Origin of the sequence: Kitasatospora sp. NPDC059462 (genome assembly GCF_042749955.1) — a bacterium.
Lineage (GTDB): Bacteria > Actinomycetota > Actinomycetes > Streptomycetales > Streptomycetaceae > Kitasatospora.
In genome coordinates, this window is record NZ_JBHYUU010000018.1 from 844 (window position 1) to 26,680 (window position 25,837).

The following is a 25,837-nucleotide window of genomic DNA, read 5'->3' on the forward strand; positions in this document are numbered from 1 at the left end:
GCGTGATTTCCCTGTTGAGGTCCACCAATGCAGCCCGCGGGTCTTTGTCAGCGCGGCGCGCGCGTTTTTGTCCCCCCCCCTGCCCCCCGGGCGCGCCCCCCCCCCCCCGGGGGGGGGGGGCGCGGTCGTCCGCTCACTCCTCGATCGCCCCGCCGACCCGCCGCAGGTGCTGCCGGAAGCTGTACGCGGGATCGGCCGCGCGGCGCTCCAGGTACGCGTCGAAGTCGGTCTGCCGGCGCAGCGTGTCGCCCGCGCGGATCCGCTCCGCCTGCGCCCGCTCGGTGCGGGCGATGCCGTCCGCCGCCTCCAGCACCTCCTCCGACCGGTCGCCGGGCACGAACAGCACGCCGTCGGCGTCCGCGAACACCACGTCCTCGACGCCCACCAGGTGCGGCCCGAACCTGGCGCTGGACAGCGCCTCCGGCTCCCGCCCGTCCAGCCGCAGCGGCCCGAGCGGCAGGGCGCCGTAGCTGAACACCGGCAGCCCGATCTCCACCAGCTCCGGGGTGTCCCGGTGCAGCCCCCACACCACCACCCCGGCGGCCCCGGCGGCCCGCGCCTCCAGCACGGCGAGGTCCCCGATGCAGGCCTCGTCGGTCCGTCCGCCGTTGTCGATCACCACCACGTCCCCGGGCCCGGCCGCGCCGTACGCCTCCAGGAACACGTCCACGCTCCCGTAGTGCCGCACCGGCAGCACCCGGCCCGCCACCCGGCTCCCCGGCACCACCGCCCGCACCCCCGCCGGTGCCACCCGCACCGGCACACCCAGCCGCACGCACGCGTCCGCCACCAACGGCGTCGACAACTCCGCGAACCGCTTCACCACCACGTCAACTCCCATCGCCGACAGCTCGGTTCACCGCCGACAGGATCCCACGGCGCGGCCCGTCCGCGGTGGACTCCGCCGCGACGCCGTGAACGCGGCACGGCCCGCGCCCTCCGGGGGGAGGGCGCGGGCCGTTCGGTCTGCGGGTGCGTCAGCCGCGGGTGGCCATCGCGCGCAGGAAGAAGGTGAGGTTGGCCGGGCGCTCGGCGAGGCGGCGCATGAAGTAGCCGTACCACTCCTGGCCGTACGGGAGGTACACCCGCATGGTGTTGCCCTCACCGGCGAGGCGCAGCTGCTCCTCGGGGCGGATGCCGTAGAGCATCTGGTACTCGAAGGAGTCGCGCTTGCGGCCGTTCCACTGGGCCAGCTGGCCGGCGATCTTGATCATGTTGGGGTCGTGCGAGGCGATCATCGGGTAGCCCTCGCCGGCCATCAGGACCTTGAGCGCGCGGACGTACGCGAGGTCGACCTCGTGCTTGCCCTGGAAGGCGACCGACTCGGGCTCCTTGTAGGCGCCCTTGCACAGGCGCACGCGCGAACCGGCGCCGGAGAACTCGCGGCAGTCGTCCTCGGTGCGGCGCAGGTAGGCCTGGAGGACGACGCCCAGCCAGGGGAAGTCCTCGCGCAGCTCGCGGGCGATCGCGAGGGTGGAGTCGGTGGTGGTGTGGTCCTCCATGTCGAGGGTCACCGTGGTGCCGGCGTCGGCGGCCGCCTCGCAGATCCGGCGGGCGTTCTCCAGCGCGATCTTCTCGCCGTCCACCGGGAGGAACTGGCCGACGGCCGAGAGCTTGACCGAGACCTCGGCGCCGGCGGCCAGGCCGGTCTCCTTGAGCGCCTTGAGCAGGTACTCGTAGGCCTCGGCGGTGCCGGCGGCCTGGGCGGCGTCGCGGGTGTCCTCGCCGAGGTGGTCCAGGGTGACCTTGCGGCCGGTGGCGAACAGGTCGTCGCAGGCGGTGACGGCGTCGTCGAGGGCCTCGCCGGCGACGAACCGCTCGACTATCGCGTGGGTCGGCGGGAACTTCTCGACGACGGTGCGGACCTGCGAGGAACGGGAGGCCGCGAGGAGGGCGGAACGGAGCATCGTGACTCCTGGAGCTGGTGCTTCTGAAAAGGGTGGCAGAAAAGGGACGGGCGGCGGACCGGTGGGGTGGTCAGTCCGCCGCCCGTGCGAGACGCGCCCGGCTAGGGACCGGGGGCGTCAGGGGACCGCGAAGGGGTCCCGGTGGGGCACTCAGCCCATGTGCGGGTAGCGGTAGTCCGTCGGCGGGACGAAGGTCTCCTTGACCGAGCGGGTCGAGGTCCAGCGCGCGAGGTTCTGCTTCGCGCCGGCCTTGTCGTTGGTGCCCGAGGCCCGGCCGCCGCCGAAGGGCTGCTGGCCGACGACCGCGCCGGTCGGCTTGTCGTTGATGTAGAAGTTGCCGGCGGCGAAGCGCAGCTTGTGCATCGCGTGCTGCACGGCCTCGCGGTCCTGGGAGATGATCGAACCGGTCAGGCCGTAGGCCGACACCGACTCCATCTGCGCCAGCATCTCGTCGTACTTGTCGTCCTCGTAGACGTACACGGCCAGGATCGGGCCGAAGTACTCGTCCTTGAAGTACTCGCTCGCCGGGTCCTTGCAGACCAGGACGGTCGGACGGACGAAGTAGCCGACCGAGTCGTCGTAGGTGCCGCCGGCCAGGACCTCGACCTCCGGGTCGGCCTGGGCGCGGTCGATCGCGGCCTTGTTCTTGGCGAAGGAGCGGTCGTCGATGACGGCCGACATGAAGTTGGACAGGTCGGTGACGTCGCCCATGGTGAGGCCGTCGACCTCGTCGCGGAGCTCGTCCTTCAGCTCGGCCCAGATCGAGGCCGGGACGTAGGCGCGCGACAGGGCGGAACACTTCTGGCCCTGGAACTCGAAGGCGCCGCGGGTCATCGCGGTCTTCAGCACGGCCCGGTCGGCGGACGGGTGGGCGACCAGGAAGTCCTTGCCGCCGGTCTCGCCGACGATCCGCGGGTAGGTGCGGTAGCCGGAGATGTTGGTGCCGACCTCGCGCCACAGGTGCTGGAAGGTGGCGGTGGAGCCGGTGAAGTGGATGCCGGCCAGCGCCGGGTGCTTCAGCGCGACGGCGGAGACGTCCAGGCCGTCACCGGTCACCATGTTGATGACGCCCTTGGGCAGACCGGCCTCCTCCAGCAGCTGCATCAGCAGGTGCGCGGCGAACTGCTGGGTCGGCGAGGGCTTCCAGAGCACCACGTTGCCCATCAGCGCCGGGGCGGTCGGCAGGTTGCCGGCGATGGCGGTGAAGTTGAACGGGGTGATCGCGTAGACGAAGCCCTCCAGCGGGCGGTGGTCGCTGCGGTTCCACACGCCGTCCGAGGAGAGCGGCTGCTCGGCCATGATCTGGCGGGCGAAGTGCACGTTGAAGCGCAGGAAGTCGACCAGCTCGCAGGGGGTGTCGATCTCGGCCTGCTGCGCGGTCTTGGACTGGCCGAGCATGGTGGCGGCGGCCAGGGTCTCGCGCCAGGGGCCGGCCAGCAGGTCGGCGGCGCGCAGGAAGATCGCGGCGCGGGAGTCGAAGGAGAGCGCCTGCCAGGCCGGTGCCGCGGCCAGGGCAGAGTCGATGGCCTCCTGCGCGTCCGCCTGGGTGGCGTTGCGCAGGGTGCCGAGCCGAGCCGCGTGGTTGTGCGGCTGGACGACGTGGAACTCGGTGCCGCCGCCCATCCGGCGCTCACCGTTGATCGTCATGGTCAGCTGGACCGGCTCCTGGCCGCCCAGCTCCTTCAGCTTGGCCTCCAGACGGGCCCGTTCCGGGCTGCCCGGGGCGTAGCTGTGGACCGGCTCGTTCACCGGCGCGGGGACCTGGGTCACAGCGTCCATGAGCGCACGCTCTCCTTCGTTTCTTGCGGGGGGATGCCGGCGCGGGTCGCACGCCGGCCACATGACGAACGCTATTCCTGCACCGGCCCCCGCTTGATTGGCCGGACGGCTAAAATCATCCGGACGGCGTTGTCCGCCCGGATGAAGGATCGGGGTGCGAGCGCCCCGGCCGCCCCGAGGAGGCCCGTATGACCACCCCCGGCCTCCCGCTCCGGCAGCTGCTGATGTCGCTGGGCGAGCCGCTCGTCGAGCTCCAGGCCGCGCCGAACGGGCTGGACGTCCCGGTGCGCGACGTCGCCATCCTCGACCCCGAGGACCCTCCGACCGCCGCCGCCGGCGAGCTGGTGCTCGCCATCGGCGCCCGCGGCCGGGCCGCGCTCCCGGCGCTGCGCGCCGCCGGGCGGGCCGGGGCCGCCGCGGTGGCCGTCAAGCTGGACGCCCCCGGGCAGGCCGACGCGCTGCGCGAGGCCGCCACCGAGGCGGGCGTGGCCCTGCTCTCGGTGCGCCGGGAGACCCGCTGGGAGCACCTCGACTCGCTCGCCCGGGCGATCATCGCCGGGCCGGACGCCCCGGACGCGCCCGGCAGCGGCGAGCACAACGCCGGCGACCTCTTCTCGCTCGCCCAGACCGTCGCCGTCCTCACCAACGGCATCGTCTCGATCGAGGACACCTCCAGCCGGGTGCTCGCCTACTCCCGCTCCTCCGACTCCGACGAGGTCGACGACCTGCGCCGGCTCTCCATCCTCGGCTGGCAGGGCCCCGAGCCGTACCTCTCCAAGCTCCGCGAGTGGGGCGTCTTCCAGCACCTGCGCACCTCGGACACCGCCCTCGCGGTCGACCCGCACCCGGAGCTGGGCCTGCGCCGCCGGCTGGCGATCGGCATCCGGGCCGGCGCCCAGCCGCTGGGCACCATCTGGGTCCAGGAGGGCTCCCAGCCGCTCGCACCGCTCGCCGAGCAGGCGCTGGTCGGCGCGGCCCGGGTCGCCGCGGCCCAGCTGGTGCGTCGGCGCCGGGAGCTGTCCGCGGACGTCCGGCTGACCCAGACCCTGCTCACCGGCCTGCTGGAGGGCTCCACCGGCCCGCAGTCGCTCGCCACCCACCTCGGCCTCGACCTGCGCCGCCCGGCGACCGTGCTGGCGTACAGCGCGGGCACCACCGAGCAGCTGACCCGGGCCGAGGTGACCGGCCTGATCTCGGTGCACACCGCGGCCCGGCACCGCGCCGCGCTGCTCGCGCCGATCGAGTCCCGGGTCTACGTGCTGCTGCCCGAGCTGCCCGCCAACCTGCCGATGACCACCGTGCGCGACTGGGCGCAGGAGGTGGTCGAGGCGGCCCGCGACCACCTGGGCGTCCCGCTGCGCGCGGCGATCGGCTCGACGGTGGAGGGCCTCGCCCTGGTGCCCGAGTCGCGCGCCCAGGCGGACCGGATCCTGGACGCGATGGGCCGCGGCGGGGTGGACCTGGAGGTCGCGGCGCTGATCGACGTCCAGGCGGAGGTGCTGGTCAGCGAGATGCTGGCGCTGCTCCAGGAGCGCGGCGGCCTGCGCGACCCGCGGCTGACCGCGCTCGCCGAGTACGACCGGCGGCACGGCACCCGGCTCGCCGAGTCGGTGCTGGCCTGGCTGGACGCGCTCGGCGAGGTCCGGGTCGCGGCGGACGCCCTGCACATCCACCCGAACACCCTGCGCTACCGGGTCCGCCGCGCCGAGCAGCTGACCGGCATCGACCTGGCCCAGCCGCAGCAGCGGCTGCTCGCCATGCTCCAGCTGCGGCTGCCCGCGGACACGTGAGAGGGGCCCGTTCCGGGGAACGGGCCCCTCTGCTCGGCGATCGGGATCAGGCGCCGTAGCCCTGGCCGCGCTTGTGCTCGTTCAGGCGGTGCCACGGGCCGGTGATGGCCAGCTGGATGCCCGGGGTCTGGATGTTGGCGAAGAGGGTCTTGCCGTCGTCCGAGAAGGTGACGCCGGTGAACTCGCTGAACTCGGGCTTCTCGGCGGTGCCGATGTTCAGCTCGTTGCGGGCGATGGCGTAGGTCAGGCCGTCCTCGGTGGCGCCGAACAGGTGCGAGACGCCCTCGCCGTCCTCGGCGATCACGATGCCGCCGTAGGGCGAGACGGTGATGTTGTCCGGGCCGTCGAAGTTGTCGTGGTCGCCCCAGACGTCGGTGTTGACGCCCAGCAGGACCTTCAGGGTGATGGTGCGGCGGGCCGGGTTGTAGAACCAGACCTGGCCGTCGTGCTGCACCGGGCTCTCGGAGCGGGCGAAGCTGGAGACGAAGTAGAAGCCGCCGTCACCCCACCACATGCCCTCCAGCTTGCGGGCGCGGGTGACCTCGCCGTCCTTGAACTGCTTGCGGATGGAGACGGTCTTGGCGTCGCGGTCCTCGACCTTGACCCAGTCCACGCCGTAGGTGGTGCCGACCTTGGTGGCGCGGGACAGGTCGTCGATGAACTTGCCCTGGGCGTCGAAGACCTTGAAGGCCTCCAGCACACCGGCGTCGGCGGCCAGCTTGCGCAGCTGGTAGCGGCCGTGCTTGAAGCCGGCCGGCGGGGTCCAGCGGAACAGCAGGCCGTTGGGGTTGCCCGCGTCCTCGGTCAGGTAGACGTGGCCGCGCTTCGGGTCGACGACGACGGCCTCGTGGGCGAAGCGGCCGAACGCCTTGACCGGCTGCGGGTCGCGGTTGTAGTCGTCGTCGAACGGGTCGACCTCGAAGATGTAGCCGTGGTCCTTGGTGAAGCCGTTCTTGCCGGCCTTGTCCTCGGTCTCCTCGCCGGACAGCCAGGTGCCCCACGGGGTGACGCCACCGGCGCAGTTGGTGGCGGTGCCGGCGATGCCGACCCACTGCTCGACCTTGCCGTTGGCCTTGGCGTGCACGATGGTGCAGCCGCCGGCCGCGCCCGGGTCGTAGACGTGGCCCTCGGTCAGCGGGACCGGGTTCGGCCAGTTGGCACGGGCGCCGCCCAGCTCGTGGTTGACGACCAGCAGGTTGCCGCCGCGCTCGTCCTCGAACGCCGAGGTGCCGTCGTGGTTGCTCGGGGTGAACTCACCGGTGCGCAGCTTGCTGACGCCGGCGCGGTTCAGGACCTTGTACTTGAAGCCCTTGGGCAGCGCGAGCAGGCCCTCGGGGTCGGCGACCAGCTGGCCGTAGCCGACGGCGACGCGCTCGGCGGCGGCGGCCTCGGCGACCGGCACCTCGCCACCGGCCGGGGCGGCGATCGCACCCGGCGCGCTGGCCAGGGCCTCGGCGCTGCCGGCGATCAGAACGCCGGCCCCGACGATGGTGGAACGGTTCACGAAGTCCCGGCGGGACAGCGACATGGCAGTCACTCCTGAGGGGTGGGCCGCCGACCGGGGAGCTTCCCGGTGCGAGGCCGTGCGAGGTGTCGAGGTGGTCGTCGACGCCCAGCAGACTCGGCCCGCCCGGTGAACGGCCGGTGAAGCGGACGCCTCGTCGGAGTGGTCATTTGCCGACCTTATGCGAACCCATGACCCACCCTTTGCCCCGTCACCACTGGTCACACCGCGGGTCGGCCCGCCGTCACCCGCCGTTCGGCCTCCGACCGCCCGCCGGCCCGGCGCCCGGCGGCCCGTCGGCTCAGCGTCCGCCGGTCCGCGCCGTCCGCCACTGCTCCCAGGCCGCCAGCCACAGCCGCTCGCCCATCCCGTGCTCCCCGCGCTCCCCGGCCCGGACCTGCTGCCAGGCGCGCTGCGCCGGCACGCTCGCCACCTCGCTGGCGAACACCGTGTACCGGATCGACTCCTCGACCGCGGCGTCGCCCTCCGGCGTGCCCACCACCCAGTGCGTCAACTGGGAGAGCCGGCCCAGCTGTTCGACCATCGCGGCGACCGCCTCGGCCGCCTCCGTCCGGCTCTCCGAGGCCAGCCGCATCTGCTGGCGCACCGCCGCCTCCCAGCGCACCGCGCCCGCCTCGGCGCGCGCCCCCCGGGGCGGGCGGGGCGGGCGACCGGAGCGCAGCCGCGCCTCCACGGCGGCGGCCTCGGCTATGCCGTGGGAGATCACCGCCCGGTGCGCCTCCAGCCCGGTGACCGGGGTGAGCTCGCGCCGCTCCACCGGCAGGTGCCGGCCGCGGCGCACGGCCAGTTCGCGCAGCAGCGCGGTGCGGCCGCTCAGACAGTGCTCGTGGTCGCGGAGCCGCGCCAGATCGACGCCGCCCGGCGGCACGCCGCGCCCGCAGACCGTGACGGTCAGCCCGTCCACCCGGAACCGGCCCGCCCAGACCGGCTCGGCCCCGGCGATCGGGCAGCAGCCGGGCAGCGCCGCGCCGGACCACGGGCCGCGCCGGTCCTCGTGCACCTCCAGCGCGCAGGCCACGCCGTCGACGGTGATCCACTCGCGCAGCGCCCGGACCCGGCCGGGGGTGTCGCCCTCGTCGACGCCGAGCTGCTCGTAGACCCGGTCGCGCTCGTCCTCGACGACGTCCTCCAGCTCCGGCAGCGGTTCGTACCGGTCGGCGCCCGGCCGGTGGGTGCGCACGGTGATGTACGGGCCCTGCGGCGAGGTCCAGTCGCCGAAGCCGACCTCGACCCAGCCGGGCGCGCCGCCGTCCGCGCCGTAGGCGACCAGCGCCGCGCCGCCGAGGTCCGGCACGGACACGACGCCGTACACCGGGAAGTCGGCCGCGACGAGGGTGCGGCGGGCGAGCTCCTCCTGGACGGCGAGGAACTCCTCCAGGTCGCCGGTCCCGGATCCGTCCGGACGCCCGTCCAGGGGCTCCCCCGGGTGGTCGTACGGGTCCACCGTCCCCGCACCGTCCCCGTACCGGCCGTCCCGGCCCCCTCCGCTCGCCCGCGTCACCCGCGTCGCACCCCCTGTCCTCGCCGTCCCGCCGCGCCGTCGGCACCGCGCCGTCGACACCCGGGCAACGATACGTGCCCCGAACTGCCGGGTCATCAGGCCCTTTGCCCGCCGGGCCGATCGGGTGCCCCACCGGACGGCCCCGTCCGGGGCGCCGCTGTCGGTCCCCCTCCCTAGGCTGGCGGGCATGACAGCGACCACGTCCTTCCCGGCCCGGCTCAGCATCGTCACCCTCGGTGTGACCGACCTCGACCGCAGCGCCCGCTTCTACGAGGCGCTCGGCTGGCGCCGTTCCGCCGCCTCCAGCCCCTCGATCGTCTGGTTCCGCACCGCCGACTCGGTGCTCGGCCTCTTCCCGCACGACGAGCTGGCCGCCGACGCGGGCGTGCCGTCCGCCGGCGAACCGGCGTTCCGCGGCGTCACCCTCGCCGTGAACCTGGAGTCCCCGGCGCTGGTGGACGCCGCCCTGGGGACGGCGGTGGCGGCCGGCGCCATCGTGGTCAAGGCCCCGGCCGCCACCGACTGGGGCGGTTACTCCGGGTACTTCGAGGACCCGGACGGCCACCTCTGGGAGCTGGCCCACAACCCGTTCTTCGCCTTCACCGAGGACGGCTCGCTCGACCTGCCGAACTGACGGCGGGCTCGGCGGCCCCGGGAGCCCGGCGCCGGGAGTCCGGCCCCTGGGGCCCGGCCCCTGGACGCGCCTCAGCCCCGCGAGCGCGCCTTGAACGCCGCCTTGCGGGCCTCCTTGGCCACCGCCCGGTCCGGATGCAGCTCGCCGACCGCCTCCAGCACGTCCGCCGTGTAGGGGTGCTCGACCCGCCACAGCTCGCCGAAGTAGCCCACCGGCTCGTCCGTCACCGGCAGCTCGGTGACCAGGTCGCGCAGCTGGTCCGGATCGCCACCGGTGTCCAGCAGCTGGGCCGCGAAGGCGTCCACGACCGTCCACAGCGCCATCGCCCGGTCCGGCACGGGCACGTCCGCCACCCCGAGCGACACCAGCCAGGCCCGCGCGCCGCCGCCCAGCTCCGGGTCGTCCAGCACCTCCCGGGCGGCCGGCTCGGCGGGCGCGCCGAGCAGGCTCAGCGCCGAGTGGCAGAGCAGCCGCCGCATCGGGGCGTACGCGTCGGTGCCGCGCGCCGCCGCGAGCAGCTCGCGCGCCGCCGCCACCGGCTCCCGGCCGGCCACCCAGACCTTCAGCTCCTCCTCGGGCAGCACGTTGGCGGCCTCGCTGATCCCGCGGAGCAGCTCGGCCGCGTCGCCCCGGGCCAGGTCACCGACCAGCGGCGCGTCGTAGCCGTCCTCCAGCAGCCACTGGCGGATGCCGTACTGGCCCAGCGGGGTCAGCCGGACCAGCCCGAACCGGGCGGACTCCGCCTCGTCCAGCTCCGCCGGCTCCGCCCGCTCGTCCTCCCCCTCCTCCTCGTCGAAGAGCTCCGGGTCGATCGGCCGGTACTCCAGCACGCCCAGCTCGGCGAGGTCGGCGAGCATCGGGTCCAGGGCGACCATCACATCGGTGATGTCACCGAGCAGCTCGTCGCTCGGCTCCTCGCCCTCCGGGACCACCAGCAGCGCGGCCAGCACGCCCAGCGGCACCGTCTCATTGCCCGGCTCGGCGAAGGCGGTGGTCTCGTACAGCACCTGGAGCGCCTCGTCGAGCAGCTCGGCGGCCTCGTCGCGGGCGTCCTCGACCTCGTTCAGGCCGTCCTCGTCCGCCTCGTCCGCCTCCGCCGCGTCCTCGGCGGACTCCAGCTCCTGGGAGTCCGCCTCCACCGCCAGCTCCCGGACGATCCCGGCGGCGGTCAGCCACAGCTCCAGGACGGTCTCGGCGTCGCCCGCCTCGGCCTGCTCCAGGTCCGGGCCGGGAATCGCGACGTGCTCGCCCGCCGCCGTGGTGCCGATCTCGACGAGGTCGAGGTCGCAGGCCAGCGACCAGGCGCGCATCGCCTCGACCACCGCTTCCTGCGGCGCGTCCCCCTGCTCGGGGGCCAGGCCCAGCAGCCGGGCGGCCGGGGCCCGGTCCGGGCCGGTGAGGTCGCCGAACTCGTCCACCGCACGGTGCGGGGCCGTCCAGCGGGCCAGCTGCAGCGCCCAGCCGATCATCGGGACGGCCTTCGCCTGCTCGGCCAGCTCCGCCTCGGACGGCAGGGTGACCGGCGGCACCAGCACGGCCGCGTCGTCCAGGTCGTCGTCGTCCAGCCCGTGCGCGGCGAACGCCCCGTACAGATCCTGCAGCTCCAGGTCGGCGGGCAGCACCGCGCCCTCACCCGGCGCACCCGCCGCCGGGGTGTCGGCGTTCCTACGACGTCGTGCGGCCATCGTTGCGCGTTCTCCCTACGCCGAGCGGTCAGCCGGGCCGGGGCCCGCGGAGATCACCTCCGCGTCACCGGTCCACCACCTCAGCGTATAGGCCGGGCACCCCGGACGCCCGGCCTCAAGGGGCGCGCGCCGCAACCGTGCGCCCACCCCTTATCCTTCGAAGTCGGTACCGCGCACAACCCCGCGCGCGCCGACGGGCAACGTAGCCCCCCTCTTCAAGCTCACCCGCTCCACCAGGGAGCCCGCACCGAGGCCACCACCACAGCGCCGCCAGGACGGGCGCGCCGGCACACCCCGCCGACCCGGGTGGTGCCCGGCCACAGGAGATCCCTGCCATGGCGGACCTCTCCCCCGCCGGCTCCGGCCTGCGCACCGCGCAGTTCGACGGACGCCGACTGTCGGAGGCCCTGCTTCCCCTGGAGCTCGCGCCACGCGCCCAGCTCCAGCTCTCCGCGATCAGCCGCTGGAACGCGCTGCGCGGAGTACGCGTCGGCCTCGTCGCCGCCGCCCTGCTCCTCATGCTGATCGGGGCCAACCTGGCCACGCCGATCTACTCGCTGCTCCAGCAGCAGCTGCACCTGACCGCGCTGGACACCACGATCCTCTTCGCGATCTACGTGTTCGCCCTGGTCCCGGTGCTGGCCGTGGTCGGCCACTGGTCCGACCACCTCGGCCGGCGCGCCCTGATCCTGCCCGCCGTGGCACTGTCCGCCGTCGGCGACGTCGTGTTCGCGACCTCGGGCAGCTTCTGGCAGCTCGCCGCCGGGCGCGCCGTCCAGGGCATCGCGGTGGGCCTGTCGACGGGCGCCGCCGGAGCCGCCCTCGGCGACCTGATGCCGGACCACCCGGCCCGGGCCGCCAAGATCACCCTGGCCTGCTCGGCGGGCGGCGTCGCCCTCGGGCCGGTGATCGGCGCCCTGCTGGCCGGCGGCGCCGACCCGCTGCTCAGCCCGTTCCTGCTGCACTCCATCGCCCTGCTCGCGCTCTGCGTGCCGCTCGCGCTGGTCCACCCCCGCATGCCCGGCCGCAACCGGCCCCCGGCGTCCCCGCCCCGCATCACCACCCCGGCCCACCTGCGCCCCCAGCGCCCCCGGCTGCCGCTCACCGGCCGCCGCCCCTTCCTGCTCGCCGCCTCGGCCGGCTTCATCTCCTACGCGGTGTTCGGCGTCTACCTCAGCCTGGCCCCGGCCTTCGCCGCCAAGCTGCTGCACACCGACTCCAAGCTGGTCGGCGCCGTCGTCGCGGCCCTGCTGCTCGGCTCCTCGGCCGTCGCCCAGCTGCTCGTCCCGCCCACCGCGGACCGGCTGGTGATCGCCCTGGGCATGGCCGGCCTCGCCGCGGGCCTCGCCCTGGTGGTCACCGCCCAGTACACGGGCACCCCCGCGCTCCTCTTCATCGGCAGCGTCCTCGGCGGCGCCTGCCAGGGCATCGCCTTCCGCTCCCTGTTCACCACCGCCGTCGCCGCGATGAACCCCGAACGGAGGGGCTCCGAACTCTCCTCCCTCTGGATCATCATCTACCTCGGCTCCTCCCTCCCCATCGTCGCCGTGGGCGCCCTCGTCCAGGTCTACGGCCTCCTCCCCGCCACCAGCGGCTTCACCCTCCTCGCCGCCCTCCTCTGCGCCACCCTCGCCCTCGCCGTCGCCCGCAAGCCCAAGCACGGCTGACCGCAACGCCGCTGCCCGGGACTTCCCCCGAAGTCCCGGGCAGCGGCGTTTCCCGCGCATCATCCGCCTCGCCGAGCAGGGCGGGCCGCCCCCGCGCGCCCCCCCCCCCCCCCCCCCCCCCCCCCCCCCCCCGCGCCCCCCCCCCCGCGGGGGGTTTTGTGGGCAGCCCTCCCGCCGTCCCCCACCCTCCACCCCCCACCCGCCTCCCGGCGGGGACTTCCACCTCTCGGTGCTGATTTCTGCGGCCGACACCTGGAACCCCAAAGCCTCCGGGCCGTTGAGCAGAAGGAACCCGCCCCACCCAGGAAGAAGGCGCCATGCAGCACCGAGTCCGGGCCGTCCTCCTCACTCCTCACAGCACCCTGCTGCTGATCAAACGTATCCGCCCCGGCGTCGACCCGTACTGGGTGATCGTCGGCGGCAAGGTCGAGCCGACCGATGCGGGGCCCGAGGAGGCGCTGTTGCGGGAGGTGCGGGAGGAGGTCGGGGGCGAGGCGGAGATCGTCGGCCTGCTCCACACCGTTGAGGGCGACGGCGAGCGCCAGGACTTCTACCTCGCCACCATCGAGAAGTGGAGCTTCGAGGACCGCAGCGGTCCCGAGTTCAGCCAGGAAGGCCGGGGCGAGTACCTCCTGGAGGAGATCCCGCTGACCACCGAGGCCCTTGACGCGATCAACCTCCTGCCGCCGGAGATCGCCACGGTCCTCCGCGCGGCCGTCGCCTGCCCCTCCAAGCACCCCTGGCCAGCAAAAACACCGCCGCCCCGAAACCTCCGTTTCGGGGCGGCGGCCAGTTGACGACAGCGTCAGCTCGTACGGGTGGAACCCTCGGGCCACACGATCGTCACCGGTAGCTGGGCTGCACGGGCTGCGGCGACAGTGTCAGCGGTCCCCCCGCGCCCGCTGCCGGGCCTGCCGTCCCACACGGCGAACAAGTGGTCAGCACGGCGCAGCAACTCGTTGTTGGCGGCTTCGTACGCCTCGCGGTTGGCCTCGGCGAACGGCATGACGACAACCTCGGCGGCGGCCTGGTGAAGACGATCGAACTCGGCTGCATGTCCCGGTTTGACCTTGGTCCGGCGGTAGTCCGCCGACGGGATCACGGCGACCAGTCGGCCGCCGAGCGAGAGCACCGCGTCGGCGAAGATCGAGTCAGCACCCTTGGCGATGCACGAGACACCGGTGAGGCCGTGCTCGGTGTGGTCAGCGAGTAGCTTCTCCAGCGCTTCGCGGACCAGGACGACACTCTCGTCAGTGAGGTCCATGTGTCCGGTCACCGCGATCACGGTCATGCCGTTCCCCCTTCGGGTCAGTTCGCCAGTAGCTCGCGGATGCTATCGCGGGCTTCCTTGACGGCCGGGTTCGTGGATTCCCGGATGGTGTGCCGGTAGAGGTGGCCGAGCTGAGTGCGGACCCGGTCGGACTTCGTGAGCGTGGCGGCGGCTACAGCACGGTGGGTCTCCTCGGTGGCCCCCGACACGTCGCCCATGAGGAACTGGGCCTCGGCAAGCCCGATCCGGTCGAGTGCGTGAGATCGACTGGCTTCTGCCCCTCGCTCGGCGAGCGCTGCCCGGATGTGGTCGGCGGCAGCCTCTGAGTGGAGGCCCGGGTCGCTGCGAGCGAGATCCAGCAGCCGTCCGCCGGTGACCCCCGAGATCTCGGCTTCATCGAAGTACGCGATCCAGTGCGGTTCGTCCTCGGCGGCGCCGGCCGAAGCGAGCTCTTCCCGGGCTTGGTCGGTTGCCCTCCGGAACGCTGCTACCCGCCCCATCGCCGCATAGGCCCATGCTTCGCGTGTGCGAAGCATGGCCCGGACCCGGGCGCCGGTATGCCCGCGACCGCCGTCCTGCGCAAGTCGGACGAGTTCGAGCGCGTCGCCGGGCCGGTCGGCGCACAGCATCTGGCGTGCCATGCCGGCCAGGACATTGGCGCCGAACGCCCGGTCGCCACCCGCGTGTGTGGAGCGCAGGGCCAAGCGGTAGTAGTCCTGCGCCCGGCGCTGGCGTCCGGTATCCCACATCATGGTCGCTGCGGTACCGGCGAGTTGTGCCATGACGCAGTGGAGGCGTCCCTCGATGTCGGGTCGTTGCCGCTCTTCGAGAGCGGCGGCGGTGTCATTGAGTTGACCCAGCACCGCCTTGGCTCGCAAACCTCCCCCGAAACGATGGTCCCATTGGCGGAACGCGACGGCTGCGTGTTCGAGTTGGCTGATGTCGTGGGTCCCGAGGCGGCCCGGACGTCTGCGCTCAGAAGCGGGTGCAGGCGGGACCAGCCACCCTTCGAGCGGGTCCAGCAGGGCGGTCCCAGTGATTGCGGCGCCGGCAAGTAGCCAAGCGGCGGTGCGTCTGTCCATGGTGAGATCGGTTCCGGTGAGCTCTGCGGCCAGTGCGGTCGTCACCTCCGGCCGCCATGGGAAATCAACGTCCGGCGGGCCGACCACGATCGTGTTGGGCATTTCCGCGCTGCACTTCTCCCATGAGCGCGGGGCCAGACCGAGAAAGTTGCCGGGGATGCCCAGTCCATCGGCAATACGGGCGATCACCTCGTAAGAGGTGATCCGCTTGGATCCGTCGGACATGATCACGGAGACCTTGCCAGGAGTGAGCTGGCACGCCGCCGCGATGCGGTTCTGGGACAGACCACCGTACTTCTTGATCAGGCCGAATGCTGCTGAGAAGTCATGCTCAGCGAGTGCCAGTCGGAGGTCCTCGCGTTCGAGTAGCTCGGCTGGAAGCAGTGGACCACGGGTCGGGCCAGTGTGCGTCATCGGACACAGCCTTCGCTTGGAGCATAGCTGGTTACTGATCATCAAATCCTCTACCCACAAAGACTATTACCGTCCAGGTAACACCCGACGGGAATCGTCTGAATCTGCTTCCGGTCCGATCCTTATCTGCGTGCGGTCCGCCGCACGATCCGAGAGTTCGGCTGGAGGTCGCATGCCTGTCACCGTTCCCGTCCCGCCTGTCGACCCTCGTGGGTCCTGGCGGTTCGAGAAGCCCACGTCGCTCGACTCGGAGGGTGGTCGCTACTGATGAGCGGCATCGCTTCGTTTCCGGTGCCGCAGGAGTGGGATGTCATGCCGGACCCGTCGGCCATTCCGGCTGCCCGCCGTCTTGTGGTCGAGATCGCGCGGTTCTGGCAGGTGCCGCTCTCGGACGAGGCACTGCGTGATGCCGAGTTGTGCACCAGCGAACTCGTGGCCAACGCCATGGAACACACGAAGGCCCGGTGCCGGGTGGCGGTGCGATGGACCGGTGAGCGCCTTCGGGTGGAGGTCGCGGACTCCAGTTCGCGGCTTCCCGACCAGGGCAAAGCCCAAGACCTGACCACCAGTGGGCGCGGGCTGATCCTGATCGAAGGGCTCTCGCACTCGTGGGGATGGCACCCGTCCGGAACCGGCAAGGTCGTGTGGTTCGAGTGCGCGGCGGACCAGTCGGTGACCGGAGACGCACGGCTCGCCGTGCTCGTCCACGCCGTCCAGACCACCTGACCCACTTCAGGCTTCAGCCGCACAGGGCGATTCACCCCTCAAACCTTCTGCTCAGAGGTGGGCGGAAGTCATAAGAGAAGGAGCACCGCATGGAGAACGACACCAAGAAGTCGACGCCGAAGGAGGGCGGACTCCTGCTCGCGGTAGAGGAGTTGACCGCCGTCCAGGACAGGTACGACAGCCTCCGGTCCGACAACGCCGGCTCCTCGGGCGACGCGCCCTGGCCCGGCGGTGACGGCAACCTGACCGACATCGCATAGGACCCGGCCATCCCAGGGGCGGGGGTTCACGCACCGAACGGGCTCCCGCCCCCCGTCAGCACTCTCCACGGAGGTAGAAGTGGAACACCGCTTGATCACCGCAATCGAGACGGCCCTGAGCTGGGACGGCTCCGAACCGATCGGCGCGGGCTTCGCGCTCGGGCGGATCGAGGACGACGCGCTGCTGTCGCGCATCCTCACCCCGAACAAACTGCTCGACATCGCCATGCGGCGCAGCCTCAACCGGCCGCAGTTCCGGGCCTTCCAGAAGGGCGAGGAAGTCCACCCGGCCGTCTACTTCACCGACACGGTCAGCCCGCGCGGGCAGTCCATCCCGATGACCAACATGCACCGCCTCGGGCACCTGCTCCGACAGGGGGCGACGCTGATCATGGACCAGGTCAACGTCTTCGACCCCACCATGGAAGTCGCCTGCCGCGCCTTGCAGTGGTGGGCACGCGAGCGGGTGCAGGTGAACGCCTACCTCACCACAAACGCCGCCGCCGGCTTCCCCCTGCACTGGGACGACCACGATGTGATCGTCGTCCAGCTCTCGGGGCAGAAGGACTGGGAGGTCCGGGCCGCGTCCCGCACCGCACCCATGTACCGGGACGCCGACCCCAACAACACGCCCAGCGAGACCGTGATCTTCAACGGCACGCTCCACGCGGGCGACGTCATGCACATCCCGCGCGGCCACTGGCACCAGGCCACCCGCGCCCGTAGCGGCACCGGCCACAGCCTGCACGTGACCTTCGGCATCACCAAGCGCACGGGCGCGTCCTGGATGGCCTGGCTGGGTGACTGGTGCCGCGCGCAGGAGATCTTCCGCCGAGACCTCGACCGCGCCGGCGCCGGGACCACACCTCTGGTGGAGGAAGCCACCCGACTCGTCGGCCGGCGTGGTCCGGAAGACTTCCTGACCGTCTACGAGCAGCAGACCGCCCCCGGCCGACAGGTCCCGTTCCTGGACATCCTCGGCGGACTCCACGCCGTGGTGTGCACCACCCACTTCCCGCCCCGGATCACCGAGTACGAAAGCACCGTAGGCGTCACGTCGGCCGGAAAGCAGCTCGGCTTCGCCGCCAAGGCGCTGCCCGCCCTGCGGCCGCTGCTCAGCGGTCGGCCGGTCCTGCTCGAACAGGCGGCGGCGACCGTCGGGGACGAGATCTACGAGCTGGCCGACATCCTTGTCAAGGAGGACCTGTGCGCACCGCTGACCGACGAGTTGTCCTCGGGCTACACCGGTCTCGTCACCGTCGCGACATCCTGACCGAAGCCCTGGGGCTCGGCGTCACCGCGATCGACACTGCCTCGAACTACCTCCACCACCGGTCCCACCGCGCCCTTGGCGAGCTGGCCGGCGACCTGCTCCCGAGGTTCTCGGTCTCCACCAAGGTCGGCTATTTCAGTGACGGGCACAGCCTCTCCCCGGCACGCCTGCAGGAAGCCGTCGAGACCGTGGTGGCCGACCTCGGCCGCGAACCGGACACGATCCTGTTGCACAACCCGGAGCGCTCCAAGCCGGACACCAAGGCACTGGTGCAGGCGTGCGCAGTCCTGGCGGAGGCAGTGGAGCAGGGGAAGTGCGGTTCCTGGGGGATCTCCTCCTGGGATCCGCGCCCACTGGTCGGCCGCGATGCGCTCCGCCCAGATGTCCTCATGGTTCGCTCGGGCCTCCTGGTCAGCGGCGGCGTCCTCGCCGCCGCAGAAGCACTGGTGACCGCGTGGAGGCCAACCCGGGTAAGGGGGATGAGTCCGTTCGGCGGCAGTGCCGCAGACCCCGTGTGGCAGAAGGTCAACCCGAGGGTGTTCCTGCGGTCGCCTGACGCCACACCGGTACAGGCGGCGTTCCGGGTCGCCTTCGCGCTGCCCAAGGTGGAGGCTGTGGCGGTCGGCACCGATGACGCCGACCACCTACGGGAGCTTTGCGACGGCCTGGAGCACGAGATCGACACCGATGTTGTCCGGGCCTACCGGAAGCTCCTGCGCCGGTCCGCCTGAAGCTCCTTCACCATCTGCTCCGCCAGTGTGCGGGCTCCATCGGGGCGAGGGTCCTCGGGATGGACGTGCGGCCCGAGGATCTTCGCTGCGACGAACAGGGTCATCAGCTTGCCGTCGCGGGTCGCGAAGTCGGCGGTTCGTTCGGTGCGGACCCGGGCAGCCAGGGCGGGTACGGCGAGGGAGGCGGCCCAGAGGGTGGCGGAGTCCAGGCCGCGTGGGGCCATCCCCCAGTCCTCCCAGTCGAAGAGGCAGAACTCCGGCGCCGTCACGTTCGCCCAATTCAGGTCCGCGTGCGCTGGGAGCCACTCGTCGACCGTCGCGTCCACGTGCGGGAACACCTGGCGGATCGTGCGCGTCACCAGGTCCTGCGTGATCGTCTCGGTGTCGGGTGTGGCGATCCGGTTCGTCCGCTGTCGCGCCAGCGCATCCAGAGAGGAGTTCAGTTGCGCCCACCAGCCAGGAGGTAGCTCCGGTGCGTCCGCAAGCACTGCGGGCCCCACCGGTTCGGACGGCAGGAGCCCGGTCTCGTCGGCCCGCCACATCACCGGCTCGGCGTCGTCCCGCCAGGCGACGGCGGCCAGCCAGGCGGGTTTCGCGATGCCGCTCAGCGCCTCGGCCGACGGCGTGCCGTCCCCGCCCTGGGCGCCGATCCGGTCCAGGCCTCGCCGTTCGATCCGCACCCATGTGCCGCGCGCGGTGCGGGCGCCCACGGAGCGGCGCTTGCGGATCACCGAGGCCCGGTCGAGCCGGGTGTCCAAGGCGGTCTCCACCCGTTCCAGCACCTCGTCCACGGACACCCGGCGCAGATCCGTCATGGGGCAACGGTAGCGGGAGTCGTCGAGTTGGGGAGAGCCTTGGACCCTATCAGGTAGTCACGAACACCTCACGCTACGTCAAATGGCGTGGTACGTTCCGTGCGCAGAGAGAAAAATGCGACCCCGGCGGTGCTACCAACACCCCGGGGTCCGGCAACAGGAGCGAAACCTCCCATGCACATCCATCGTAGCGCCCACGCGCGCAACTTCACCGTCTTGCCCAACTTCGTGTTGCAGTACCGGAAGTTGAGCTACACCGCCCGCGGTCTGCTCGCGGACCTGCTCTCCCGGCCCGACGGCTGGCGGGAGGACGGGCGGCACATGGCCGACACCAGTCCGCAGGGGCGTGGGGCCGTCCGCAAGGCCCTGAAGGAGCTCACCGACGCCGGGTACTACCGCGTCGAGAAGATCCGGCTGCCCGACGGCACCCTCCGCAGCGAGGCGCACGTCTACGACACCCCGCAGCTTGCCCGGCCGGGTGTCACCCTCCCGGCGTCCGGTGGGCCGCCAACCGGCGGCGCTGGCAGTCCTGTTGTCAAGGACCGGTGCCAAGAACCCACCCTCCCGTCGGAGTCGGCCGACGAAGGCGGGCGGGAGGCGGTGGACACCCTGTTCCGTGTGATCCGGACCGAGCCCCGCTTGCGTCTGGGCGAGGCCGAGGCGCGGGAACTGGCGCCGCTGGTGGGGCAGTGGTTGGCGCGCGGGTGCACTGCGGCCGACCTCGCGGACGCCCTGTTGCCGGGGTTGCCGGCACCGATGCATTCGGCGGCGGCGGTGCTCCGCTACCGATTGGAGCGCAAGATGCCGCCCTGTCGGCCGGCGGAAGGGAGACGGAAAGCCAGCTACGTCGAGTGCGGCAAGTGCCATGATCCGGTGCCCGCACCGGGGATCTGCCGGGCCTGCGCCGGCCTCGTACAAGCACGAGAGGGTGGTGCTTCCGTGACAACGGCCAGAGGCGTCGCCCGCGCACGTGCCGCCCTGTTGGGGACGAGAGCACCGCATGTCGAGATCTCCCTCTCGGTGGCGACCCGAGGGTGAGCGGTGCGCACGGGCGCGCCGCGGCCGAGGAGGAGAGCGGGATGCAGGAGCTCGTGCAGCGGGTCGTCGACGAGATGGTGGAGTCGGGCGAGGAGCTGGGCGTCCAGGTCGCGGTGTACCGGCACGGGGAGCTGGTGGTGGACGTCGCGGCGGGGGTCGCCGATCCGGGGAGCGGGCGGGCGGTCGGCCCGGACACGCCGTTCTACAGCGCCTCCACCGGGAAGGGGGTGACCGCGACGGTGGTGCACGTGCTGGCGGAGCGCGGGGTGATCGGGTACGACCAACCGATCGTGGAGCTGTGGCCCGAGTTCGGGGCGCACGGCAAGCACGGGGCGACCGTGCGCCACGCGCTGACGCACTCGCTCGGCGTCCCGGCGGTGCCGGCCGGGCTCACGGTGCGGGACCTCGCGGACTGGGACGGGATGTGCGCGCTGATCGCCGGTTCCGAGCCCTGGTGGGAGCCCGGGACCAGGACCGGCTACCACGCGATGACCTGGGGTTTCGTGATGGGCGAGATCGTGCGCCGGGCCACCGGCAAGCCGGTCTCGCAGGTGCTCCGGGAGGAGGTGGCGCAGCCGCTGGGCATCGCCGACGAGCTGTTCCTCGGCGTCCCGGAGACCGAGCTCGGGCGGCTCGCGCGGCTTGAGGACGCGCCCGGTTCCGCCGAGGTGATGGCGGCGATGCCCGCCGACCTGCCGCTGTTCAGGGCCACGCCGCCCGCCGTGACGCCCAGCGCCGCGTACGGCAACGACCCCGTGGTGCTCACCGCGGACATCCCCTCGGGCGGCACGATGTCGGCCCGCGCGGTGGCCAGGATGTACGCCGCGCTGCTCGGTGAGGTGGACGGCGTCCGGCTGGTGTCGGAGGAGCGGCTGCGCGCGATCACGGCCCTGGCCACGGCCGAGGTCGACCAGCTGATCGGCTTCCCGGTGCCGCGCGCGCTGGGCTGGAACCTCGGCCGGCCCGGGGCGGACCCGCAGCGGACGCTCAGCACCTTCGGCATGCCCGGCATGGGCGGCAGCGCGGCGTACGCCGACACCGCGACCGGGATCGCCTTCGCGCTGACCAGGAACCGGTTCTTCCCCGGCCCCTCCACCGCCGTCGACCGGATCGGCGAGCTGGTCGCGAAGGCCGCCGCCGAGGCCGCAGGCAGCTGAAACGCGGGCGGCCCCTTCCCCCCGGACGAGGGGAAGGGGCCGCCCGGGAACGGCAGGCCTCAGACGTTGAAGCCGAGGGCGCGCAGCTGCTCGCGGCCGTCGTCGGTGATCTTGTCCGGGCCCCACGGCGGCATCCAGACCCAGTTGATCCGCAGGTCCTGGACGAGACCGTCGGTGGCGGTCTTCGCCTGGTCCTCGATCACGTCGGTCAGCGGGCAGGCCGCCGAGGTGAGGGTCATGTCGATGGTGGCCACGTCGGACTCGTCGATGTGGACGCCGTAGATCAGGCCGAGGTTGACGACGTCGATGCCCAGTTCGGGGTCGACGACGTCCATCAGGGCCTCGGTCAGGTCCTCGACGGAGACGGTGCCGGCGCTGGTGCCGACCGGGCCGGACGCGGTCTCCTCCGCGGGGGAGGTGGTTTCGTCGCTCATGGTGGGTGTCCTCCTCTGCGGTGTCAGTCGGTGACGGCGGGGTGCTCGGCGAGGGCCTTGGCGGTGGCGTCCTTCCAGGCCATCCAGCTGAGCAGCGCGCACTTGACCCGGGCCGGGTACTTGGAGACGCCGGCGAACGCGACGGCGTCCTCCAGCACCTCCTCGTCACCCTCGGCCTGGCCCTTGCTCTGCATCAGCTCCAGGAAGGCCTCCTGGACCGCCTGCGCCTCGCCCACGCTCTTGCCGACCACCAGGTCGTTCAGCACCGAGGCACTGGCCTGGCTGATCGAACAGCCCTGGGACTCGTAGGAGACGTCCGTGACGGTGGCGCCGTCGAGCTTCACCCGCAGGGTGATCTCGTCGCCGCACGTCGGGTTGACGTGGTGCACCTCGGCGTCACCGTCGCGCAGCCCCTTGCCGTGCGGGTTGCGGTAGTGGTCCAGGATGATGTCCTGGTACATCGAGTCGAGCTTCATGGTCGCGTTGCCCCGTCCCGTCAGCCGAAGAAGTTCCGGACGTGGTGCAGGCCGTCGACCAGCACGTCGACCTCGCCCGGCGTCGAGTACAGGTAGAACGACGCCCGGGTGGTCGCCGGAATTCCGTACCGCAGGCAGACCGGCCGCGCGCAGTGGTGGCCCACGCGCACCGCGATGCCCTGCTCGTCGAGCACCTGGCCCACGTCGTGCGGGTGGATGTCGCCCAGCGTGAACGAGATCGCCGCACCGCGGTCGACGGCCGTGCGCGGGCCGATGATCCGCAGGTCCGGGACCTCCAGCAGCCGCTCGACCGCGTACGCGGTGATGGCGTGCTCATGGGCGGCGATCCGCTCCATGCCGATGCCGGACAGGTAGTCGATGGCCGCGCCGAGACCGACCGCCTGGGCGATCGGCGGGGTGCCGGCCTCGAACTTGTGCGGCGCCGGGGCGTAGGTGGACGAGCCCATGGTGACGGTCTCGATCATCTCGCCGCCGCCGAGGAACGGCGGGAGGTCCTCCAGCAGCTCCTGGCGGCCCCAGAGCACGCCGATGCCGGTCGGGGCCAGCATCTTGTGACCGGTGAAGGCGACGAAGTCGGCCTCCAGCGCCTGCACGTCCAGCACCATGTGCGGCGCGGCCTGCGAGGCGTCGATCACGACCAGGGCGCCGACGTCCTGCGCCTTGCGCACGATCGCCTCGACCGGGTTGACGGTGCCGAGCAGGTTGGAGACCAGGGTGAAGGAGACCACCTTGGTCTTCTCGGTGATCAGCTCGTCGATGTTCGACAGGTCGAGCCGGCCCTCGTCGGTCAGCCCGAACCACTTCAGCTTCGCGCCGGTGCGCTGCGCCAGCAGCTGCCACGGCACGATGTTGGAGTGGTGCTCCATCTCCGTGATGACGATCTCGGAGTCCTTGTCGACCCGGTACGGCTCGTCGGCCCAGCCGAGCATGTTGGCGACCAGGTTGAGCGACTCGGAGGCGTTCTTGGTGAAGATCACCTCGTCGCGGCTCGGCGCGTTGACGAACGCCGCGACCTTGTCCCGGGCGCCCTCGTACAGCGCCGTGGCCTCCTCGGCGAGCACGTGCACGCCGCGGTGGACGTTGGCGTTGTGCCGCTCGTAGTAGGCGTTCAGCGCGTCGAGCACCTGGCGGGGCTTCTGCGAGGTGGCCGCGTTGTCCAGGTAGACGAGCTGCTTGTCGTCGTGCAGCAGGCGCTGCAGGACCGGGAAGTCCTTGCGGATCGCGTCGGTGTCGAGCAGGCCCGGCAGGACCACCGACCCGTGCGACTCGTGCGTATGGATCACTCGGACGCGCCACCCTTCACGTAGGCCTCGTAGCCCTCCTCCTCCAGCTTGTCGGCCAGCTCGGCACCGCCGGACTCGACGATGCGGCCGCCCGCGAAGACGTGGACGTGGTCGGGCTTGATGTAGCGCAGGATGCGGGTGTAGTGGGTGACCAGCAGGGTGCCCACCTCCCCGGTCGAACGAACGCGGTTGATGCCCTCGGAGACGACCCGCAGCGCGTCGACGTCCAGGCCGGAGTCGGTCTCGTCGAGGATCGCGATCCGCGGCTTGAGCAGCTCCAGCTGGAGGATCTCGTGGCGCTTCTTCTCACCGCCGGAGAAGCCCTCGTTGACGTTGCGCTCGGCGAAGGCCGGGTCCATCTGGAGGGCGGCCATCGCCTCCTTGACCTCCTTCACCCAGGTGCGCAGCTTGGGGGCCTCGCCGCGGACGGCGGTGGCGGCGGTGCGCAGGAAGTTGGAGACCGAGACGCCGGGGACCTCGACCGGGTACTGCATGGCGAGGAAGACGCCGGCCCGGGCGCGCTCGTCGACGGACATCTCCAGGACGTCCTCGCCGTCCAGCAGGACGGAGCCGCCGGTGACGGTGTACTTGGGGTGGCCGGCCAGCGAGTAGGCCAGGGTGGACTTGCCGGAGCCGTTCGGACCCATGATGGCGTGGGTCTCGCCCTGCTTCACGGTCAGGTCGACGCCCTTCAGGATCTCCCGGGGGCCGTTCTCCGCCTCGACGGAGACGTGCAGGTCGCGGATTTCAAGGGTAGCCATGTGTACTCAGGACTCCTGGTTGACGGAGACGAGCACATCGTCCCCTTCGATCTTTACGGGGTAGACAGCGACCGGCCTGGTGGCGGGCAGGCCGGAGGGCTTGCCGGTGCGCAGGTCGAAGCTGGAGCCGTGCAGCCAGCACTCGATCATGCAGTCCTCGACCTCGCCCTCGGAGAGCGCGACGTTCGCGTGCGAGCAGATGTCGTTGATCGCGAACACCCCCTCGTCGGTGCGGACGACGGCCACCGGCACGCCGTTGAGGTCGACGCGCTTGGGCACGTCCTCAGCCAGTTCGCTCAGCGCGCAGGCGCGAAGGAAGCTCATCGGGGTCAGACCGCCGCTTCCAGCTCGGCCTCGATCTTCTCCATGAGGTGGTCCTGGATCTCGGCGACGCCGATCTGCTGGACCAGCTCGGCGAAGAAGCCGCGCACCACCAGGCGGCGGGCCTCGTCGGCCGGGATGCCGCGGGCCTGAAGGTAGAAGAGCTGCTCGTCGTCGAAGCGGCCGGTGGCGGAGGCGTGGCCGGCGCCGACGATCTCGCCGGTCTCGATCTCCAGGTTCGGCACCGAGTCGACCCGGGCACCGTCGGTGAGCACCAGGTTGCGGTTGTGCTCGTAGGTGTCGGTGCCCTCGGCGGCGGCGCGGATCAGCACGTCGCCGATCCACACGGCGTGCGCGTCCTGGCCCTGCAGCGCGCCCTTGTAGACGACGTTGGAGCGGCAGTGGGGGGTGTCGTGGTCGATGACCAGACGGTGCTCCAGGTGCTGGCCGGCGTCGGCGAAGTAGAGGCCGAACAGCTCGGCCTCGCCGCCGGGCGCGGCGTAGCCGACCCGCGGGTGCAGGCGCACCACGTCGCCGCCGAAGGTGACGACGACGGACTTCAGCGAGGCGTCGCGGCCGATCAGCGCGGTCTGCTGGGCGACGTGCACGGCGTCGCGGTCCCAGTCCTGGACCGAGACGAAGGTGAGCTTGGCGCCGTCGCCGAGCAGCAGCTCGACGTTGGCGGCCCGGGTGCCGGTGCCGGTGTGGTTCAGCACCACGACGGCCTCGGCGAACGGCTTGACGTCGAGGACCACGTGCGCGAAGCGGGTGCCGCCCTCGCCGTGCACGTCGATCCGCACCGGCTCGGTGAGCGCCGTCTCCTGGGGGACGGTGACCACGAGCGCCTGCTCGAAGGCGCTGAACGCCTGCGCGGCGACCCGGTCGACCGGCTTGCCGGCCTTGCCGAGGCGGGCGTCGTCCCGGCCGACGGTCTCGGCGGTGACGCCCTCGGGCAGGCTCAGCTCGACCTTGTCCTCGCCCTTCTCGGCGTCGACGGCGGTGCCGTCGTGCAGGCCGCCGAGGCGGTGCAGCGGGGTGAACCGCCAGTCCTCCTCGCGGCCGGTGGGCACCGGGAAGTCCGCGACGTCGAAGGACGGCGCGACCGCGACGCGGGCGTCGATCGGCTGCCGGACGCTGTCCCGGCCGGTGCCGGGGCCGGCCAGCTGGGCGCCGGCGCCGGCGGTGCCGACCTCGATCGAACCGGCGGTGGTGGAGCCGGTGTTGTTCGCAGCGACATTCAAAGGCGTGTCAGCCATGGCTGTTCGTTGTGCTCTCTTCCTCAAAATA

The 25,837-nt window shown here is 72.0% G+C and carries 25 protein-coding genes; 10 read left to right on the plus strand and 15 right to left on the minus strand.

Features of this window, described 5'->3' with window-relative positions; all coding sequences use genetic code 11:
* Positions 1-133: 133 nt before the first annotated feature.
* From ACFXAM_RS07695 to pruA, 3 genes are all read right to left on the minus strand, one after another.
* Positions 134-841: an RraA family protein gene (locus tag ACFXAM_RS07695; protein ID WP_380288469.1), complete on the minus strand. Its 708-nt coding sequence runs from the start codon at positions 839-841 to the stop codon at positions 134-136.
* Positions 842-977: 136 nt separating this feature from the next.
* Positions 978-1,907: a proline dehydrogenase family protein gene (locus ACFXAM_RS07700; RefSeq protein ID WP_380288471.1), complete on the minus strand. Its 930-nt coding sequence runs from the start codon at positions 1,905-1,907 to the stop codon at positions 978-980.
* A gap of 150 nt (positions 1,908-2,057) precedes the next feature.
* On the minus strand, positions 2,058-3,686 hold the full coding sequence (gene pruA / locus ACFXAM_RS07705; RefSeq protein ID WP_380288473.1) for an L-glutamate gamma-semialdehyde dehydrogenase: 1,629 nt from the start codon (positions 3,684-3,686) through the stop codon (positions 2,058-2,060).
* Positions 3,687-3,874: 188 nt separating this feature from the next.
* Between pruA and ACFXAM_RS07710 the strand changes: the two genes are divergently transcribed.
* The gene (locus ACFXAM_RS07710; protein WP_380288475.1) at positions 3,875-5,476 is read left to right on the plus strand and encodes a PucR family transcriptional regulator; all 1,602 of its coding nucleotides are present in this window, start codon (positions 3,875-3,877) and stop codon (positions 5,474-5,476) included.
* A gap of 46 nt (positions 5,477-5,522) precedes the next feature.
* On the opposite strand, the gene ACFXAM_RS07715 is transcribed toward ACFXAM_RS07710, so the two are convergent.
* Positions 5,523-7,004: an alkaline phosphatase PhoX gene (locus ACFXAM_RS07715; protein WP_380288477.1), complete on the minus strand. Its 1,482-nt coding sequence runs from the start codon at positions 7,002-7,004 to the stop codon at positions 5,523-5,525.
* Positions 7,005-7,281: 277 nt separating this feature from the next.
* Positions 7,282-8,445, minus strand: a complete 1,164-nt coding sequence (locus tag ACFXAM_RS07720; protein WP_380288479.1) for a hypothetical protein — start codon at positions 8,443-8,445, stop codon at positions 7,282-7,284.
* A 244-nt stretch (positions 8,446-8,689) separates the two neighbouring features.
* Between ACFXAM_RS07720 and ACFXAM_RS07725 the strand changes: the two genes are divergently transcribed.
* The gene (locus ACFXAM_RS07725; protein WP_380288481.1) at positions 8,690-9,136 is read left to right on the plus strand and encodes a VOC family protein; all 447 of its coding nucleotides are present in this window, start codon (positions 8,690-8,692) and stop codon (positions 9,134-9,136) included.
* A gap of 71 nt (positions 9,137-9,207) precedes the next feature.
* On the opposite strand, the gene ACFXAM_RS07730 is transcribed toward ACFXAM_RS07725, so the two are convergent.
* Positions 9,208-10,821: a hypothetical protein gene (locus tag ACFXAM_RS07730; protein ID WP_380288482.1), complete on the minus strand. Its 1,614-nt coding sequence runs from the start codon at positions 10,819-10,821 to the stop codon at positions 9,208-9,210.
* Between the two features lie 335 nt (positions 10,822-11,156).
* On the opposite strand from ACFXAM_RS07730, the gene ACFXAM_RS07735 reads away from it, so the two are divergent.
* Together ACFXAM_RS07735 and ACFXAM_RS07740 are read left to right on the plus strand one after the other, a co-directional pair.
* Positions 11,157-12,488 carry an MFS transporter gene (locus tag ACFXAM_RS07735; RefSeq protein WP_380288483.1) on the plus strand — a complete coding sequence of 444 codons (1,332 nt, stop codon included), beginning with the start codon at positions 11,157-11,159 and terminating at the stop codon, positions 12,486-12,488.
* A 317-nt stretch (positions 12,489-12,805) separates the two neighbouring features.
* Positions 12,806-13,285 carry an NUDIX domain-containing protein gene (locus ACFXAM_RS07740; RefSeq protein WP_380288485.1) on the plus strand — a complete coding sequence of 160 codons (480 nt, stop codon included), beginning with the start codon at positions 12,806-12,808 and terminating at the stop codon, positions 13,283-13,285.
* Positions 13,286-13,293: 8 nt separating this feature from the next.
* Here ACFXAM_RS07740 and ACFXAM_RS07745 read toward each other — a convergent pair whose 3' ends face one another.
* Complete coding sequence (locus tag ACFXAM_RS07745) at positions 13,294-13,779, minus strand: hypothetical protein (protein ID WP_380288487.1); 486 nt, start codon at positions 13,777-13,779, stop codon at positions 13,294-13,296.
* Positions 13,780-13,796: 17 nt separating this feature from the next.
* The gene (locus tag ACFXAM_RS07750) at positions 13,797-15,254 is read right to left on the minus strand and encodes a hypothetical protein (RefSeq protein ID WP_380288489.1); all 1,458 of its coding nucleotides are present in this window, start codon (positions 15,252-15,254) and stop codon (positions 13,797-13,799) included.
* Between the two features lie 267 nt (positions 15,255-15,521).
* Here ACFXAM_RS07750 and ACFXAM_RS07755 point away from each other — a divergent pair, with 267 nt between their 5' ends.
* The 4 genes from ACFXAM_RS07755 (at position 15,522) to ACFXAM_RS07770 (ending at position 18,244) form a co-directional block, all read left to right on the plus strand.
* A complete protein-coding gene (locus tag ACFXAM_RS07755) occupies positions 15,522-15,980 on the plus strand; it encodes an ATP-binding protein (protein ID WP_380288491.1) in 459 nt (152 codons plus the stop codon).
* An 89-nt stretch (positions 15,981-16,069) separates the two neighbouring features.
* Positions 16,070-16,240, plus strand: a complete 171-nt coding sequence (locus ACFXAM_RS07760; protein WP_380288493.1) for a hypothetical protein — start codon at positions 16,070-16,072, stop codon at positions 16,238-16,240.
* 79 nt (positions 16,241-16,319) lie between these two features.
* Positions 16,320-17,513, plus strand: coding sequence for a JmjC domain-containing protein (locus ACFXAM_RS07765; protein WP_380288495.1), 1,194 nt, complete (start codon positions 16,320-16,322; stop codon positions 17,511-17,513).
* Positions 17,447-18,244: an aldo/keto reductase gene (locus tag ACFXAM_RS07770; RefSeq protein WP_380288497.1), complete on the plus strand. Its 798-nt coding sequence runs from the start codon at positions 17,447-17,449 to the stop codon at positions 18,242-18,244. The genes ACFXAM_RS07765 and ACFXAM_RS07770 overlap by 67 nt, the downstream gene beginning before the upstream one ends.
* Here ACFXAM_RS07770 and ACFXAM_RS07775 read toward each other — a convergent pair.
* Complete coding sequence (locus ACFXAM_RS07775) at positions 18,214-19,059, minus strand: hypothetical protein (RefSeq protein WP_380288499.1); 846 nt, start codon at positions 19,057-19,059, stop codon at positions 18,214-18,216. The genes ACFXAM_RS07770 and ACFXAM_RS07775 overlap by 31 nt on opposite strands.
* A 174-nt stretch (positions 19,060-19,233) precedes the next feature.
* On the opposite strand from ACFXAM_RS07775, the gene ACFXAM_RS07780 reads away from it, so the two are divergent.
* Together ACFXAM_RS07780 and ACFXAM_RS07785 are read left to right on the plus strand one after the other, a co-directional pair.
* Complete coding sequence (locus tag ACFXAM_RS07780) at positions 19,234-20,097, plus strand: hypothetical protein (RefSeq protein ID WP_380288501.1); 864 nt, start codon at positions 19,234-19,236, stop codon at positions 20,095-20,097.
* Positions 20,098-20,138: 41 nt separating this feature from the next.
* A complete protein-coding gene (locus ACFXAM_RS07785; RefSeq protein ID WP_380288502.1) occupies positions 20,139-21,254 on the plus strand; it encodes a serine hydrolase domain-containing protein in 1,116 nt (371 codons plus the stop codon).
* A 59-nt stretch (positions 21,255-21,313) separates the two neighbouring features.
* Here the strand turns inward: ACFXAM_RS07785 and ACFXAM_RS07790 are convergent, their stop codons facing one another.
* From ACFXAM_RS07790 to sufD, 6 genes are read right to left on the minus strand one after another with little or no spacing between them, the layout of a single operon-like run.
* Entirely contained in the window at positions 21,314-21,688 is a 375-nt protein-coding gene (locus tag ACFXAM_RS07790) for a metal-sulfur cluster assembly factor (protein WP_376088450.1), read from the minus strand.
* Positions 21,689-21,711: 23 nt separating this feature from the next.
* Complete coding sequence (gene sufU, locus ACFXAM_RS07795; protein ID WP_380288504.1) at positions 21,712-22,164, minus strand: Fe-S cluster assembly sulfur transfer protein SufU; 453 nt, start codon at positions 22,162-22,164, stop codon at positions 21,712-21,714.
* A gap of 20 nt (positions 22,165-22,184) precedes the next feature.
* Positions 22,185-23,438: a cysteine desulfurase gene (locus tag ACFXAM_RS07800; RefSeq protein ID WP_380288593.1), complete on the minus strand. Its 1,254-nt coding sequence runs from the start codon at positions 23,436-23,438 to the stop codon at positions 22,185-22,187.
* 26 nt (positions 23,439-23,464) lie between these two features.
* Positions 23,465-24,229 (minus strand): Fe-S cluster assembly ATPase SufC, encoded by a 765-nt coding sequence (sufC, locus tag ACFXAM_RS07805; protein ID WP_380288506.1) that lies wholly within the window; start codon positions 24,227-24,229, stop codon positions 23,465-23,467.
* A gap of 6 nt (positions 24,230-24,235) precedes the next feature.
* Positions 24,236-24,553 (minus strand): non-heme iron oxygenase ferredoxin subunit, encoded by a 318-nt coding sequence (locus ACFXAM_RS07810; protein WP_380288508.1) that lies wholly within the window; start codon positions 24,551-24,553, stop codon positions 24,236-24,238.
* A gap of 5 nt (positions 24,554-24,558) precedes the next feature.
* Entirely contained in the window at positions 24,559-25,806 is a 1,248-nt protein-coding gene (gene sufD, locus ACFXAM_RS07815) for a Fe-S cluster assembly protein SufD (protein WP_380288510.1), read from the minus strand.
* Between the last annotated feature and the right edge of the window lie 31 nt (positions 25,807-25,837).